The following is a 17,381-nucleotide window of genomic DNA, read 5'->3' on the forward strand; positions in this document are numbered from 1 at the left end:
TTTAATTTTTTTCAGTATAACCATTTAGCGATTCCTTTTTTTGAATTTTCAAACAAAAGCCCAATATATTCTTGTGGTAATTCACTAGCTATTATAGACCCATTATAAATGTGGTTTTGATAAACCGAACCCGATTGTTTGGCTATAAAATTATTAGCAAAAACACTACCTTTCACACTTCCCTTTAATTCTAAATTTTTATTACAGTAAACTTCACCAATTATTGTGGCTTTATCTTTTAGTTCTACTTGGGCTTTGAAATTATTAATAGTAGATGCGTCTATATAAACAATCATTCCCTTTATAATTGTGTTACTATTAACAGTGATTTTATTTTGTCCTTCATTAATATCCTTTTTATCAGCTTGTATTAGCTGTTTTTTATTTATTACAAGAGCAGATGGATAACCTAACTCAACATGTTCACCTACTATTATATTTTTGGAAGCAATGGCCTGAAAATTTCCTTTTACATTATTTTGGATTTCTATTTCTGGCGCAATTAGTATGACTTCTTTCAACACACATGAAGAATCAACTACTATTTTTGTTTTAGACTGAACAATGATATTTCCAATTAAAGAAAGATTACCAAGATAAATCTCGCTACTTGAAAACATAAATTTTGTAGGCTTAAAAAAAGAATTTTTATACGTTTCATTATCTTTAATTTCCAAGAATTGACCTTCTTTTGCATTAGAAATTATATGTTCAATATCTGTAAATTGCTTATTAGATTCTGAGAAGAATTGAGGCAAATTCTGCGCTATTCTACTTTCTCCATAAATTAACTTTGATCCATAGTAAAATTCCCCAGAAATTGTACCTGGTTTTACACCTTGTCTAGGTAGGTAAACCAAACCATTAATTTTGGTATCCTTTACAAGTACCAAAGGCTTATTATTATCTTGGAGATATAAGGCTAATCTATCTTTTTTTGGTTGCATACCTCCAATTATTGCTACTTTTTTTATTGTATTATTTTTTATTTTTGAAATAGAAATTACTTTTTCAAAAACACCCCAAAACTCACAATGTACTTTTAAGCTTTTATAATCTTCATCTTTTAAATCAATAGAAGTTGTATCGTTTAGTCTTATACTATTATCAAGTGAATAGATAATTCCTTTATTTGTAGTCTGTACGGTTTCAACAATAAAATCCTTTTGTATTCTGAATCGTTTATGGGTTTGAACCAAAAGAATAAAAGCGGTAAGCAACAAAGCAATAACTATTGCAATAAATAGGGTTAATTGTAATGCGCCTGCCTTTAACTTTAACCAATACATTATTGACGTTTTATAGTTTTATTTTTACTTCTATAACGGATAGTAATTTCTTTTTCGTTTCCTTTTATCAATTTTACACTATCTGCTGATTGTCCTTTTTTTAGAAGATATTGATTTTTATTTACATTAACAATAAATACAAGACCTGAAGAGTTTTGTTTCCTTATCAATCCGCTATATACAATAAGTGGACTATTATCTTTTTCATTTTTGATTAATCTAGCTAGCTTTGTAGAAGTTTTATTCTTCTTATTTCTTAGTATTCCTAAAAAAGGATCTCTTTCTATATTCTCAATAGAGAAAGTATCTATTTCAATATTAGTTTTTGGATTAAAAGAAACATCAAATTCATCCTGAGTTATCTCAGCCAAGTTTGGACTGACACCATTAAGAATCTTATATCCAATAGTTCCCCATACCGCAATAACTATCGCTATTAATATGTATGTTTTAGTTTTATTCTTCAATAGAAAAACTTTGAGTTGTGTAATTTGTTTCGTATTCTGAATTCTGTGCTTTAACACGCCATTCATAATCTTGAACTTCTAGACTAGACACTGAGAAACTCGTTGAACTCACTATTTCATTTTCTATTATTTCAATGGCATTTTCAAAATCTGGGGTAGCAATTTGAAACACATATTCTTCAGCATTTAATACCACCTCCCAAGAAAAACTAACCGTATCTGTAGTAGAAAAAATAAGATTATCTGCAGGAGCCAATAAACTAATTTCCTCATTAGAAATGTCAACCTCATCAGTTTCTGTAATGCTAAAACTTTGAGTTGTATAAAGGGTTTGATAACCCGAATTCTCGCCTCGTATACGCCATTGGTAATTACCTGCTTCTAAAGCTTTTGAAAAACCTGAAGATGTCACTAAAGAATCTACTTCAATAGCCGATGCATTTTCAAAATTTGGTGCAGCAATTTGCAATCTATAACTTTCTGCTTCTTCAACTTCATTCCACGAAAAAGTAATCGTTGTATCTGATAAAACTGAAGCTTCCGTAGGCGCTAAGACAGTGACTATTTCATTTGAAATATCTTCGACTTCAATAATATCATCACAGCTAAAAACAAATAACAATACTAAAATTAATACTACTCTCTTCATTTACCTATAATTTGTAATAATTTATTTTCTTTTTAGCCCGCGTGGCAGATCTGTATGTTTTATTAGGACACCTATTTGTGCTTTCTACAATATCTACAATTTCCAACTGATGTTTATCATTTTCCTGCCAACAGAAATTTGAAGCTTTGTATGCGAATATTACACCTTCATTAAAACTTAAAACCGTTTGCAATTCTCCTTTTTTATAAGTCTTTAAAGCATAAGACTTAACACCTGTCGCTTCTAAAAACACTTCATCTGCATTTAATAATTCCTTTAATCTATTTTTATCTAAAGCTATTGAAATAGAGGTTATTAAATGAGCATCTTTCTTATTAAAAATGTAGTCTTTAATTTCTTTATTTATTTTTGAATTGAGTGCATTCAAAATACTAACTCTATCTGATAATTCTAATTTTAGAAATTGAGGTTTGTTTAATAACGAATCTGAATAATCAATTGAAAATTGAGTGTTTTGATTTATTGCTGCTTTAGAAAAAAATTTATATGTAGACTTATTAAAGTGTTGAATATTCCATTGAACTTTTAATGGATGATTATATACTGGTATAGCTGTATGGTTATAATCTCGCTCTAGAATAAATTGTTGATCTTCTCCAATCATACCTAACATTATATTTTGAGTAGTAGTAACCTGATTATCATCACCTACAGAAATAGTTTTACAACTATATATTAGAATCAACAATAAAATAAATGTTATCTTTCTTACCATATTTATATTTAAATATTTACCTGAATCTAATGGCTGTTTAAAATTAAAGAAAATTACTAGGTTTCCTATCTTTTCAATGTAAAATGTCCTTTATAAGTTTTACCATTTTGGCGTTGCAATACAAACCAATAATCACTAGTAGGTAACATATTTCCGTTATAAGTCCCATCCCAACCAATATCAGTTGGTTTAAGTTTCTTAATTAGTTTACCGTAGCGATCGTAAATATAAAGTACATTAGTTGGCTCTTTATCAGAATTAATAATTTGCCAATATTCATTAACGTTATCACCATTAGGTGTAAAAAACTTAGGGTGGTATAATAAGAAAACCTCTTCTGCTGTAGTACCACATCCTTTTTTATCTCTTACAAAAACGGTATAGTTATCTATACTTAAATTAGTAAATACATTATGGTCTTGATAATTAAACCCATCTATTGAATACTCATAATCTCCGTAACCTTCAACAAACACAGAGATTTCGTTATTATTTTGCGTGCAATCTACAGTTTCAACACTAGTTATTAATGCTCTATTTGAAATGATTACACTAACTGTTTTATCAGTACTACAAACTAGACTACCATAATCATTAGTCGCAGTAACGGTATAATCACCCGGCTCATCAACCGTAATTATTCGTGTTGTTTCACCTGTAGACCAATTGTAATAATCATAACCAAAGTCTGCAATAATCCGCATTGGCTTCGTTAAGATTAAAATTACTAAACCCATCTAAATCGTCATCACATTGTCTTAATTCTACTAAAGGAGCAACAATTGGATTTTCATAAACCGTAATGGTTTTGGCATCTAAAGAGTTTTCGGAACCAGAAGTTACTGAAAGCGACACCTCATAGTCTCCTGCAACAGCATACGTATGCGTAGGGTTTCCATCTGTAGACGTAGTACCATCTCCAAAATCCCAAATAAGACTATCGTAGGCTTGTGATATATTTGCTGTAAAACTTGAGGTATTTCCTTCACAAACATCTTCTGCCTCAAATCCCACATTAAAAAATGATTGCATAAATGTAGGTAAACCCAAAGTTGACTCTCTACCCAATAAATAGACACCTTGGTCAACATAATTACAATTTAAACCAAGAGTATTAGGATTATTAATTACACCCAAATAATAACGAAAAGTTCTAGCCACATATATCTTTCCATCTGGTGCTATTTGCATAGACGTAAAACCTTCACCAGGTAGTTCTATTAGTGGAATTATTGAAGCCATTATATCCGCTTCTGTTATCTGTTGTAAATCAAATTGATAAAGACCTTCATAACAAGCGACATACAAAAACCTTCCACTAGGTGAAAACTCAATACCGTAAGAGCTAACAATATTATCTATAGTTATGGGATTACTAATAACACCCGTTGCGTTATCAAAATCAAAGACTTGCACCTCACCTCCTCTTGCAACAGCTAGTCTATTACCGTTTGGAGATATTCTAATTTGCCCTGTGATTAAGAAAAAACCTGTTTGAGATCCTACAGCACTAATTACAGGAGATGTATTAACGCCTGAAGCAGTTACTTCATAAGCAAGAAATTCGTTACTATCGTGACGATGACTTACTACCCAATACCCATCTTGATTTTCATTTAATATGGCAATAACTTTTTCATGCACTACAGGTTCTAATTGTATGTTTTTTACATCAGTAACTGCTCCCAAACCATTGTCTAAGGTCATATCTACTTCTGAATAACTTAGACCATATGCGTTAAAACTATTCCAAATATCTACAGTAAAAATATAATACTGATCTGGCTCATCTGGTTTGGGTACCACAATTGCAGAATGTGTACTAGATGGATTACCACCTAAATCGGTACCACTTTGCATAATAGCATGATTGCTATTATATACCGTAATACCATCTGTATAGAAGAGAAGATTACCATCTGTATTAGATATAGCGGCACAACCTTCATTAGTATCTAATGCTCCATCGAGTAAAACTGTTGGAGAGCCAGAATTAAAGTCTAAGCCAGCATTTCTACCAAAATACCAATTATTGGCTTCGCCTTGGGCTTCGGCAAATAAAGAAAGTAGAAAGAAAAATAAAAGACTAAGTTTTTTTAACATGGTTCATTTATTAGCTATAACCAAGTTACTAATTATATAGGAAGTCCTACGAGTTTTTGTAAGTAAAATGGCTTTATTTTAAATAAATTTATTTTATAAGAAAAATTACACATAATTAAGCTTTTCATTCTCTTTGTCAATCGTTTAAAAAAATTAAATATTTTGTAATAAAAGTGCTACAAATTATAGATTGGTACAACATTTTAACTAAAGAAAAATATAATGTAAAGTGCTATGAGGTTTAGTCCCTCAAAAAACAATGTTATCTATAACTTTATTTGCATTATGTCTTGTTAAATCTCTAAGTAAACCAGAAGGATCATAGTTTGTAGACCTAAAAAACAAATGACAATGACTTGGCATAAAACAATAGGCATATAACTCCATCCCTTTTTCTGCTCAGCAGTAACTTATGCTATCTGCTAAAACATCAAAGTATACTTGTCTTGTAAAAACGTCTATCCAATTTACATTTGCGAAGGACACAAAATATAAACCTGCTTTGTTATGGAACTTGTAGTTTCTGCTCATAGTTAAATATAATAAATGTTTTAAACTAAAAACGCTACCGCTAAGCTGTGCTTAGTAGCCGTAAAGAAACTACAACGTTGCAACTTTTTGTAAAAAACAAAAGCCATGACTTTTGTTGTCATAACTTTTGTGCTTCTTACTCATACTCGCCACTAGTTACAAACTAGCGGTAGCTGGGGTAAAATTCAGTCTATTCTTTAAACTAAAAAACCACTCTTGTTACAGAGTGGCTTTATTTTTTATTGCTTTACTGTATGTAAAGCTAATGACGGCATCTTTAAATTATTTTTGATTAAAAGTTTTTGTACTCCTAATACTATCTGATTTTATTTTTATTAGTTTTTTATCCCTTAAAGAATATACCGTTTTTATAGAATCTATTATCTCACTATAGTTATTTTCATCTACATAAGCATCTATCATATTGTTAACTTTTAGCTGAATTAAAGTCTTATCTTCATCCTTAAAGGTGGATTTATATTCAGAATATAAACCTGCGGTATCATCATATATTCCTGTTAATATTAAATTATTAATATAGCTCCCTTTTTCATCAAAATAGAACATCTTCAAAGAAGTCATCTCATCTTCATATATTATATAAAAAATACCATTGCACAAGGAAGATTCTATACTTTGCATATAAAAAACTTCATTGACAGGTTTATTGCATTTATCAGAAAAAAAACTGTTATAATCTTTTTTCAACTTTTTTAAATTAACTTCTTTTATTTTCTTAATATCAAAATCTCCAATAGATAAATAACTCATTGATTCACAATAAAATAAAAAGTCATTTTTACTTTTGCCTAATAAGAATACATTACTGGGTTTTTCAGAAACACTTAGTGCCTCCTCATCTTTATGATTCTCTAGGGCTATATTTTTAGATGTAATAAGTTTTTCCTCTAAATTTTCTTCTTTTTTTGTCTTTTCAGCACAACTAAAGCAAAATATTACTAGTAAAAATGTTAGTACTATATTCTTCATAATTAATTCTATTTTAAAAGCCATTTCCACTATCAGGTCTTGGTGTTGGCGGCACTATTGGCATTGGACTAGGGTTAGGTGTTGGACTAGGGCTAGGTGTTGGTATTGGTATTGGTATTGGATTTATCGTTCCGCTAGGTAATATAGGAATCGGTGTAATTGGTGCTGGTGTTATAGTAACAACAGATGACACTTTAGGTCTATTTGCTGCTATCTGAGCTGCTTCTTTGGTTTCCATCATATCAAAATTCTCCAGTTTAATTCTATTGCTCTCACTCACAAATGCTCTTAGCGCATCTTTGTATTCAGTTTCTGTATTATAATCTAATCTACTCGGTTCTGATGCTGGTCTACCTGCACCTACAAAATCTAATTGATATTTTGTACCTTTCCAAAGAGTGCCATCAGAACTAGCATTAGACTTACCATTGATACTTACTCCACCTCCGTTAACAGTTGATTGTATAATATGTAATGTGCCGTCAGAGTTAATTCGGGTTACTATTCCAGTATGGGATATTCTAGTTGTACCAGGTTTTCTCCAAAAAAGAAAATCACCTGCTTTAATTTGAGATGGACTTGTAAGCCATATACCATTACCTTGATAATAGCTAGCTTGACTTCTACTATCTCTCCCAGGATTATAACCATCTAATAATGCTATTTCTAGAGCAAATTCTGAACAATCCACATAATCATCATTATAGGCTGCTGACCCTGAAACCATTGCGTATGTTCGTTTATCATTCTTTGCAGATTTTTTTGCTGCTTGAATTCTATCACCAGGTCCCATAGGTAGCATACCTGCAACATCAATAAAAAGAATAGGGTTGTTAAAAGCATACGAGTAAGTAGAAACTCTGGGCATAAACTCAGCTAGCGGGTCAATACCAAACCATCTACCCAAAGCAGCATCATAATTTCTCCAACCAAAATCATATGAATTCAACCCAAGTTCGTCCTGCATTTCCATCCCATTAAATCCAAATTTCTCCCCAATAAAGTTGGCATTCGCACTCACGACATTGTTATATCCAGATTGGGTCATGCCGAATGGGTAATAATTTTTCTCGCTGATTATTTCAGTTGAAGCGTCTATACTTCCATTCCCATCCGAGTCTGCATATGTAAGTCTAATATTCCCTAAATGGTCTTTATATTGATATACATAATTGTATGTACCACTATTATTAGGCTCTATATATCCTTCTGGATGAGTGAAAAACTTTAGCTGAGAAGGTTGTTCGCTAAGATTTCCATTCTTTTCATAAATAAAACCACCTGCATATTGCGTAGCTTCAACACTAATAATATTTTTAGAATAATAAGTATCTACACGTTTCTCTAATTTAACGCCAGTTGCGTCATAAACATAGGAGATAATACCATTATGGTCTTCACTTGTAAATAGAGGGCCATTTATCTCTACCTTGGTTGGTAAATTAAAATAATTATATTCTATGTCTGTAATACCTTTATTCAAATCTTGGGTCATGTTTCCATTAATATCATAAAGATAATCATTTTCACCAGAATTGCCATCCTTAAAACCATCGTCTGTACCATTATCGTTTACCGAAACCAATTTATTACTCTTTGGTGCATAAGTATAAACTAAATCATCAATAATATCCACTTGGTTATTAGAGTCTTGTAAGCCCATACGCGTCAAACGCATTATATTTCCATTTTTATCGTATTTAATACCCTCTTCTGTAGCTGCTGCATCACTAGCTGTTATTATACTATAGTCCTCATATTGACCTAAATAATCAACTAATTCGTAATCCCCATGGTAGTTTGCTAGCTTAATTCTATTTAAAGCATCGTAACTATAATCATAACCTCTAAGGTTATTATCATTGGCAGTTTCCCAATAGGTTTCACTGATGTTTCCATTGAACAATGCAGTTCCTTCTAAAGGATTGTTATATCTTAATTCAAAATTAAACAAATCATTATCAGAATAATTGTCATTGTTTATAGTTTTAAGCCATCCTCTTATATTATAGCTATAATCTACAGACTGTAATCCCTGAGATTCCTCTGGAGCTGAAGAAGCTGCCACACCACCGACATCTTTACGCTTTAATTGCCCTAATTCATCATAATGATTATTTACAATAAGTTCTTCGTTATTTTCAATTATTTGAACTTGGGTTAATAATCTACCTACATGATCATAAGTAAACCTATCTTCGATAGTAATTGGTGAATTGCTATCTTTAATATGAGTACTTGCAGTCTCTTCTACATTACCCACAAAATCTAATTGGCTTGATACGTTATCTATGGTATTAAGATACGCATTGTAACTTGTCACATAAATTGGTCTTGCTTTGTTATCATAATAACTAATCGTAGTTATCCAAGAATCTGTATCTAAAACACGTACTTTGCTCCCAGTCGCTAACGTTTTTGTATTTGTAGCGGTAGTTTGGCTATACGTATTTTGAAAACCACCTAATTCAGATGGTATATTAAAATTATAATCGTCGTAATAATTGATGGTCAATATTTCCTGAGCTCCGTTGTTTGGAAACGCATCTGCCGTATAATACACAGCTGTATTATCAGACATAATAGTCGCAGAAGTTGTTTTAGATTCATATTGCGTAATATGATTATTAACTAAGGTATTTTGTATATAATACCTATCGTTTCTACCATCCTTATAAGTACCCGTATAAACAACACGACCAAAAACATCGTATTTTGTAAATAGCCAAATACCATCTAAACGCTGTTTTCCATCTTGAGTTAGTATAGGCATATCTAATTTATTATATACAATATGCTCCCAATCTTTACCTGGTATCTTTTTTTCTATAAGTCTATTTCTAGAATCGTAATGATAGATATAACAAAGTCCTTCTATAGTTTCTAGTTCAATAATAGAATCTGTTAGAATTGGGGAAGAAAATAGATTACCATTAAATATTGTAAAAACACCTTCGCCTCTTGCATACAAAGTATTATCCTTTAAGTAAAACTCATAGCTAAAGCCTTGTCCTGAAATTGACCCTAGACTTCTATCTGTAAGTCGTCTTTTTAAGTCTAAGGCTATTGATAAATCACTGTTAAGCGATAAACTTGTATTACTGTTTACATTAAAATTGAGCGTTACATTATCATCATCATCTACTAAAACCTGTAAACCTCCTTGTGCGCCATACTCATTCTCTAAATAAACATTTAGAGGGCTTAAATTATTTTGTTTAGCATAATCTCTAAGTTCATCATCAAAATTCTTCGCAAAATCAGCGTCTACAGCACTTAGCATTGGCCACGTATAGTTTAACCGATAACTAAGCGTTTGAGTTGAACTATAGCTCTGATTTATAGCAGATAATTTACCTTCACCTTCAATATAAATACTATTATTTTTAATACTAAAATAATATGCGTAATCAGCCCCTATTAACTCACCAAGTTCAGTATCTTTATAGTTTCCGTATGCTTTTAAAGATAATAACTCTCCTTTTTTAAGATCCAATGCTTCTAAAACAGAAAAACTGATGTTTAAGGTTACTAAATCGCTATCTGAAAAGGTTGTTACTGTAAAACCACCTTGTCCATTATAAGCATTCTCTATATCTGCATTTAATATAGAGGCATTACTATAATCACTTAATTCTTTATTATATTGTTCCGCAAATTCTGCATCTACATTAGCCAAATTTACCCATGAGTAGTTGGTTTGAGAAGCCACTCTAAATTGTTGATCTCCTAATACTAATATCTCATCTGAAGCTTCGGGTGGCAGTACATATGTAAGATTTCCATAATCGTCATAAACGTAATAAGTATCATGTTTTTCATTATTTACATAAGTACGTTTTAAAACAACCTGTCCATGATTGTTTCTAAACTCTTCTGAAGTGTGATCTTTATTATAAAGTTGATTTATTTGCCAATTTTCGTCCTTAGTTATAATTTTGTTCAGTTGCTTTTCTGAATAAAACCCGTCATAAATTAAATTGGTTTGTTCTGTGTCATCATTAGAATGATATACTGAGAATTGTTTTACTTCATCAAAACCATTGGTTTTGAGTGATAATTTCACTGTGTGTCCATTATTTGATTCCCATGCCGAACCTGGAGAGCCTTGTTCTAAAACTCTGTTTAATGGAGAGTCTTCAAAAATATTTTCTGAATAAGCATTTATTGTTGTAGAATTTATTTGAGACTCAGGGAATTCATTTAAATAGTAATCATTCAAATTATTTAAAACTGTACTATTGTTAACATAATCTAGGGAACTATTCCCAGATGTGTAGGCATATGGCAAATAGTTTTTGGATTGTCTCCCAAACTCATCATAAACAATTGGTGTTAATATATTTTCTCCATTACCCCCTCCATGTTTTATTATTGATTGTTTCGCTCTACCTAAGCCATCATAATAAGTAATACTTTCATTTTTATCATCATCCGTAACATTTAAATTTATAGCTTCTGGACTTTGAAATGGCTGTTTATAGGTAATATTTAAAATATAATTTTCATTACTCGTTACATCAACATGACCTATTTCTGCATCATCGCAAAATGACTGCAATTGAAAGGCGTCTCCGTTAGAAATGGTTTCATCTTCATCTGAAGTTGCTGAGTTAGACGAATAAATAACAAAATAGTAGCTACTTCCATATTTATAAATTTCGTTTTGTTGAAGTTTTTGAATTAAAGAAATATTATATTTTGTTCCTTCTCCTGGTCCCGCATCATAATTACAATAATTAACAGCTTGTTCTATGGTAGTACCAACATTAATCATTTTATGATATTTATAAGTTGAATTGGTACATGGGTTTGATATAGAAGCGTAATTACAGAATTGAGCTGGCTCAACAGATAAGGGGTAAGAAGAAGATCCTAATGTATAATCTTCATCTGAACTTTGAGAATCATACGCGTTTTTAACATAATAGTAAGTTCCGTTTATTCTATATACCTTATTAATCTCAAGTTTAGACTGTAACCAGAGATTATATTTTTCTCCAGAATCACTAGGAGCTATGTTACAGTAATTAATCGCACTAGTCTCATTACCAAGGTATACCAACTTATGGTTTTTATAACTATCTACACAGGCTTGTGCCTGAGTCAACTTTGTCGCGCCTATAAGAGAGAAGAACAAAAATATATAAAGAATATGCTTTTTCATTGCGGTTTAGTTTTTATAGTTATATCTGTTTTCGCTTAAAATATTTCCGTCATTATCTTTAACAAATTGTAATCGATTAAAATCATCGTAAGTATAATATGTAGTATAACCTCTGGTATCTGTAATACTAGTAACACCTACTAAGGGGGCATAAGTATAGCTCGTGATTTCTACATTATAACCATCGCTTACTAAACTATCTCTAATGTCGTTTTGCCAACTAATCATTGATGCCTCACTTTCATAAGCTATAACTTCATCTAACGTTTTACCTGTGTTACTCTGTAATGAAGTATTAACTTGAGAATATGTTACATTGTCAATGGTCATAACAGTATATGATTTATTATAATCCCAAAGCGTTACATGATAAACATCATCTTTAGTACGATACTGCGTAATATTGCCATATTCATCTCTTAAATCCACAACAGTTCCCTCTTCTAAACCTCCACTTCCTTTACTAGTTAGCACTCGTTTTTTGGATATATTATTATATCCAAAGTCGCTATATTCATTCTCTTTAGTAATCAAAATAGTCCCTTCCTTTTTTATTTCTTGTCTAATTGGAGTATCTATTCTATGATTAGATAATAATGTAGGTACGTTCGGTAAAGTATAAGCTTCGTCGTCATTTGGATAGAAAGTCCTAGTTTCATAACTATCCCCTTTACTATCTGTAAATTCAGTTCTAGTTAACAAACTATTTTCTGGGTGATTATCATAATACATTTTATCTATCTTTTCGTGAAAACGAGTATCATCACCCTGATCATAACTTCTTGTTATGACTTCACTTAACTGTGCTTCCGCATTTGTTATATAATGATATTTAGCCCATGCGAACCAATTTTGATTCAAATAATAATTATTACATAGAGTCTCATAATTTCGAAATACAATACCATACACCATTTCATCTTCATCTCTAAAGGTCTCGTATAGAAATAGTTTTTCTTTTAATTTTAACCCATCCTCAGAATAAACAGTAACAGATTGTTTTTTGTCTCTAAAATATTCCAGACTACTTTCTGACCTGCTCATTGGCGGAAATGGAGATACTGCATAACCCAAAGTACCTTGGTTATTATCTAGAGGTGAATATGATGGATTAGTGTCGTTTGTTTCTAAATTACCTGTAAACATTGTTCCTAAACCATCAGCATAATTAGGACTATAAAAAGAACATTTTTGTCCATTAAAAAATCCATTTGGGTTTGTAGCGATATTTCCATAAATTGAGGAAGATTGAAATCCCTTTTGAATTTCTGTCTGATGAATATCATAAGTAGTAGGCTCATAAAATTTATGCTCAACACGGCCATTTCCTTCAATGTATTCAACAACATCTGTATACAAAACACTAGAACCGTTTGAATTCTCAGATTTATTAAAAGAATGAGAACCTCTCTTGGTATATTTATCCCAATGGTCATAATCTGTAATTACATAATTTTGATCACCAAAATCTGGATTTGCTTCACCTGAAGTAAATGTTATTGGGGCAGGGGCAAATCCTGAAATATTAGGAAGGTTTGAAGGTGTATAGTTTACCGACCTATAAACACCCATATAATTATAAATTGTGGTACCTGGTAATCTAAAATAATTTGTAGCCACACCATAAACCGGATTAACATAGAGTTTCCCTGATGATTGTTGACTCCCCGAAACATTTCTTATATAGTCATAGCTCTTAACTATATCAGTTCCATCACCATCATTATGCTTTACGCTCTTAATACGAAGCCCTCCACCCTTAAATGTTTGCTGAGCCTCTTCATCAAAATATTCATTCGGCTCAAAACTGTACTCCCTAAAACCTTTAGTTGGAAAAATCACTTTCTTTAATGTTCCAGCCAAAATCGCTTGATCGTTTACATCTCTATTAGCACCTGGCAAAATATACTCTAAACTTTCATTAGTATTTGGATAAATTCTGTAGCGCTCCATAGCACTCTTATTTGGATAGACATAAAGTTGCGGTATTAAACTATTAGCATTATTCGCATTGAAGTAACCCCAAAAATCTTGTTGATAAGAAAATCTTGAAGGAAGCGTAAAAGCATCATTATACTCAAAATCATAAGCGTCCTTTACTACCGTGCCATGTCTTTCAACAATTTTATCTAAAAAAAGTCGTTTACACCATTTTGCATCTAAAGCATTTGAACAGTCTGAAGCTGTGGTATAACTGTACTCTAAATCATAACTAAATATTGTTTTATTCGAAATTTTTGATATAACATTGACGGAACCAAGGGTGGAACCTCCATCAGAATCGAGTCTTAAAGAACCTGTTTGAAATGTAACTTTCACATTATCCGTCTCTATTTCACTTATATACTTAGAAGAAACTTCGTAGCGACTTCTTCTATCAAAATTTGTATCATCTAAAATTTGATATTTATTTCTATCTTCATCTGTACAATTTCCTGTTTCACAGAAACCAAGATAAACGGGGTTTTTTGGTTTATCTATAATTAATTGATCATTGTAAGCAAACGCCATTTCTTGGTCACTGGGTGATACTATCTTAGACAAATACCACGCAGTTATATGTTCAGCTTGTGGCTCCTCATTTTCTAGAATTGAATTATCAACATCTGGATTATTAGCCCCTTGGAATGCATCAATGTTAAGCATATATTTTTTATGTATAGTTTTAGTTTTTTCGGTGTCCGAATAATTAAAATAATACTTATAACCCGATGGATTGGTAACAACAAAATCAGTTATAATCTGCTTATAATCAGTTAACATAAGTAATGAATTAAAATAGCTCACTTCTCCCCCTTCATCAAGTTCATATTGAACAGAATAGTCTAATAAATCTTGTTTAGTATATTCTATTTTATAGTCATTTAATCCAAGAATTTTTGGTTCACCATTTTCATTAAACACAAAACTAAATTGCTCACTTCCAACACTAAATGTATACACATCTGGCTCCAAGTCCCTAACTAACCCGAAAGCACTTCTGTAATCCATAAATAAACGACCAAATCCAAACGGATTTGTTATATTCTGTGTCGTGGTAGTTGTAGTCGCATTATAATGACTAAAATGTTCTGACTCTGGAAACTCTTTTATTCTTGACCCTTCTTCCAAATCATTATTTAACCAACCCAGATAAGTTGGCACACCATGATAAGGATCAACTGCAGGCACAACTGAATATAGGGCATCATCTGGCAAATCCTTTACAGTTCGGGTAATAGCTCCTGTTGCAAATAAATTCCAGCCTGTACCAACCCAAGATGCTTTGCTATCAACTTTCACATTGTTTGGATTATAGGAAAGTACAATAGGAAAACTTAAACCTCTATCCTGTATGGTATATAAAGGAATATTAATATTCACACCTCCAGTATTAGATACATCTGGATATTGAACATTATTTTTAAAACCAGATGCTGTAGGAGAATTAATTGAAGTAGCCACATTATCTGAAAATAATCCATCTTGAGAATTTGCAGAATTTGTGCCTGAATTTTCTAATGGACTTTGAGAATTTGCATTTAACGAACAAAAACACAAAACTAATAGATTGAATAAGACCTTATACATATTAAAAAAATTAAAAGACAATACCATAAAACAACTTCTTTAAGAGCTGTAAACCTACTCAATTATAAAAAATTAAATCAAAACAAAACCTTACAATTAGTAATGCAAAACATAACTAATTGTAAGGTTTTTAGTTATTTAAAAATATCTTAAGACATAATTCAATACTCAAAAACTCTATAAACCGTACTTGACACTAATATTTTAGGACTTCAACTAATTCTATTCAAAATATTAGGAAAAAGCGATATTTATCAATAGTTTTAATCACGAATTTTCCTTCAAAATTCAAATTTTAACTTATAGTAATTCCTAACTACATGATTAAAAAAAATCTAAATATTTTCTTAGTAGACGACCACCCATCAGTCATTGAAGCTTACTCTAATTTTTTGAAACAATTTGAAATTATGAATCCTAATTTCAAACTCAATATCTCTACTGCAATGTGTTTTGACTCAGCTACCAATGCCATTAGCAAGATTCATCAAAACAAAAACGATACTATAGACGTTGCATTAATAGACATGCGACTTCCAAGATTACAAAACGGAAAATACAGCTCTGGCGAAGACCTTTGTATTATACTCAAGAAAATATTTCCAAAAATAAAAACCATAATTATTACAGGTCATTACGAAACTCTAATACTGAGCAATGTTCTTCAAAATGTAAATCCTGACGCTATGATTCTTAAAGGCGACGTACAAAGTAAAATAATTTTCGATGCCTTAACAAAAGTTCTAAAAAATGAACCTTATTATAGTATTAGCGTACTAAATTTATTACGAAAAAAAATATCAAGCAATATTAGCATTGAACCAGTAGACAAATTAATGCTCTATGAATTATGGAAAGGTACAAAAACAAAAGACCTAGTCAATCACTTACCTCTATCGATGGGCGCAATAGAAAAACGAAAACGAAACTTAAGATTAAAATTCAGCGCCAACCAAAAAGACGACGATATGCTTATTAACCTCATTTTAGAGAAAGGATTTTTATAAGCAAAACGAAACATTACCAAAAGTAAGGCAGAATTTTACAAACTATAATTCTCTAATAGTATATTTAGCTTTAATTCTTTATAAATGAAAGTAAAAGCCTATAATCTTCAAGAAATATTAGTAGTATTAGTTATTATTGGCATACTTCTATTATTAGCTTTACCAAATCTAATGCCTTTGATTAGTAAAGCAAAAAGTACAGAAGCCCAGTTGCAATTGAGCCACATTTATAATTCCCAAACTACGTATCTTTATATGTATTCAAAATATTCTTTTGAATTAAGTGAAATAGATTTTGAAGCCCCAAAAACAGTGAATAAAAATGGCAGAGCTAATTATAACTATGAAATTCTAAGTGCCACAAATAATAGCTTTAAAGCTCGCGCAACAGCTGTAACTGATTTTGATGGTGATGGCGTATTTAATGTATGGGAGATTGACGAAAACGGCGCACCCAAACAAATTGTAAAGGACTAAAATGGTCATTATTAAAATCATTTTAATAGTAGCACTAATAATGGTATTTATACAGGACAGAAAAGATAGGAAAGTATATTGGTTTTTATTCCCTTTTATAGCATTTGCCTCAGGAGTTCTATTATACAATAGTATACTGCCCGAATTATTTTATATGAGTATAATAATAAACGTGTTGTTTATTATAATACTCATTGCAGTGGTTTTTTTGTATTCAAAATTCAAATTGAGAACAACTATCACTGATACCTTTGGACTAGGAGATGGTCTTATGTTTATAGCATTAGCATTTACGTTTTCAAGTATTTCTTTTATTATTTTATTTGTATTTGGGCTTATATTCTCACTTATGATTCATGTGATTTTCAAAAATAAATCCAGATATAATACAGTAC

At 31.2% G+C, this 17,381-nt stretch carries 11 protein-coding genes; 2 read left to right on the top strand and 9 right to left on the bottom strand.

Features of this window, described 5'->3' with window-relative positions; all coding sequences use genetic code 11:
- Positions 1-11: 11 nt before the first annotated feature.
- The 9 genes from ACJBCC_RS04245 to ACJBCC_RS04285 all read right to left on the bottom strand — a co-directional run bounded on the left by ACJBCC_RS04245 (position 12) and on the right by ACJBCC_RS04285 (position 15,502).
- Positions 12-1,289: a hypothetical protein gene (locus tag ACJBCC_RS04245; protein WP_407556478.1), complete on the bottom strand. Its 1,278-nt coding sequence runs from the start codon at positions 1,287-1,289 to the stop codon at positions 12-14.
- Complete coding sequence (locus tag ACJBCC_RS04250) at positions 1,289-1,756, bottom strand: hypothetical protein (protein ID WP_407556479.1); 468 nt, start codon at positions 1,754-1,756, stop codon at positions 1,289-1,291. The genes ACJBCC_RS04245 and ACJBCC_RS04250 overlap by 1 nt, the downstream gene beginning before the upstream one ends.
- A complete protein-coding gene (locus ACJBCC_RS04255; protein WP_407556480.1) occupies positions 1,746-2,405 on the bottom strand; it encodes a hypothetical protein in 660 nt (219 codons plus the stop codon). Before ACJBCC_RS04255 ends, ACJBCC_RS04250 begins: the two co-directional genes overlap by 11 nt.
- A gap of 4 nt (positions 2,406-2,409) precedes the next feature.
- Positions 2,410-3,141 carry a hypothetical protein gene (locus ACJBCC_RS04260; protein ID WP_407556481.1) on the bottom strand — a complete coding sequence of 244 codons (732 nt, stop codon included), beginning with the start codon at positions 3,139-3,141 and terminating at the stop codon, positions 2,410-2,412.
- Between the two features lie 65 nt (positions 3,142-3,206).
- Positions 3,207-3,845: a T9SS type B sorting domain-containing protein gene (locus ACJBCC_RS04265; RefSeq protein WP_407556482.1), complete on the bottom strand. Its 639-nt coding sequence runs from the start codon at positions 3,843-3,845 to the stop codon at positions 3,207-3,209.
- Positions 3,817-5,244: a PKD domain-containing protein gene (locus ACJBCC_RS04270; protein ID WP_407556483.1), complete on the bottom strand. Its 1,428-nt coding sequence runs from the start codon at positions 5,242-5,244 to the stop codon at positions 3,817-3,819. The genes ACJBCC_RS04265 and ACJBCC_RS04270 overlap by 29 nt, the downstream gene beginning before the upstream one ends.
- An 813-nt stretch (positions 5,245-6,057) precedes the next feature.
- Positions 6,058-6,765, bottom strand: coding sequence for a hypothetical protein (locus ACJBCC_RS04275; protein ID WP_407556484.1), 708 nt, complete (start codon positions 6,763-6,765; stop codon positions 6,058-6,060).
- 13 nt (positions 6,766-6,778) lie between these two features.
- Positions 6,779-11,932, bottom strand: a complete 5,154-nt coding sequence (locus tag ACJBCC_RS04280; RefSeq protein ID WP_407556485.1) for a DUF6443 domain-containing protein — start codon at positions 11,930-11,932, stop codon at positions 6,779-6,781.
- A 6-nt stretch (positions 11,933-11,938) separates the two neighbouring features.
- Positions 11,939-15,502 (bottom strand): hypothetical protein, encoded by a 3,564-nt coding sequence (locus ACJBCC_RS04285; RefSeq protein WP_407556486.1) that lies wholly within the window; start codon positions 15,500-15,502, stop codon positions 11,939-11,941.
- Positions 15,503-15,822: 320 nt separating this feature from the next.
- On the opposite strand from ACJBCC_RS04285, the gene ACJBCC_RS04290 reads away from it, so the two are divergent.
- Both ACJBCC_RS04290 and ACJBCC_RS04295 read left to right on the top strand, forming a co-directional pair.
- Entirely contained in the window at positions 15,823-16,509 is a 687-nt protein-coding gene (locus ACJBCC_RS04290) for a response regulator (RefSeq protein WP_407556487.1), read from the top strand.
- A gap of 84 nt (positions 16,510-16,593) precedes the next feature.
- The gene (locus ACJBCC_RS04295; RefSeq protein ID WP_407556488.1) at positions 16,594-16,986 is read left to right on the top strand and encodes a prepilin-type N-terminal cleavage/methylation domain-containing protein; all 393 of its coding nucleotides are present in this window, start codon (positions 16,594-16,596) and stop codon (positions 16,984-16,986) included.
- Positions 16,987-17,381 lie beyond the last annotated feature (395 nt).

This window comes from Winogradskyella sp. 4-2091 (assembly GCF_045765065.1).
GTDB lineage: Bacteria > Bacteroidota > Bacteroidia > Flavobacteriales > Flavobacteriaceae > Winogradskyella.

Coding starts and splice junctions, on each gene's coding strand:
- ACJBCC_RS04270 (WP_407556483.1), bottom strand. CDS start 5,244: ATGTTAAAAAAACTTAGTCTTTTATTTTTCTTTCTACTTTCTTTATTT.
- ACJBCC_RS04285 (WP_407556486.1), bottom strand. CDS start 15,502: ATGTATAAGGTCTTATTCAATCTATTAGTTTTGTGTTTTTGTTCGTTA.
- ACJBCC_RS04255 (WP_407556480.1), bottom strand. CDS start 2,405: ATGAAGAGAGTAGTATTAATTTTAGTATTGTTATTTGTTTTTAGCTGT.
- ACJBCC_RS04275 (WP_407556484.1), bottom strand. CDS start 6,765: ATGAAGAATATAGTACTAACATTTTTACTAGTAATATTTTGCTTTAGT.
- ACJBCC_RS04290 (WP_407556487.1), top strand. CDS start 15,823: ATGATTAAAAAAAATCTAAATATTTTCTTAGTAGACGACCACCCATCA.
- ACJBCC_RS04260 (WP_407556481.1), bottom strand. CDS start 3,141: ATGGTAAGAAAGATAACATTTATTTTATTGTTGATTCTAATATATAGT.
- ACJBCC_RS04265 (WP_407556482.1), bottom strand. CDS start 3,845: ATGCGGATTATTGCAGACTTTGGTTATGATTATTACAATTGGTCTACA.
- ACJBCC_RS04245 (WP_407556478.1), bottom strand. CDS start 1,289: ATGTATTGGTTAAAGTTAAAGGCAGGCGCATTACAATTAACCCTATTT.
- ACJBCC_RS04280 (WP_407556485.1), bottom strand. CDS start 11,932: ATGAAAAAGCATATTCTTTATATATTTTTGTTCTTCTCTCTTATAGGC.
- ACJBCC_RS04295 (WP_407556488.1), top strand. CDS start 16,594: ATGAAAGTAAAAGCCTATAATCTTCAAGAAATATTAGTAGTATTAGTT.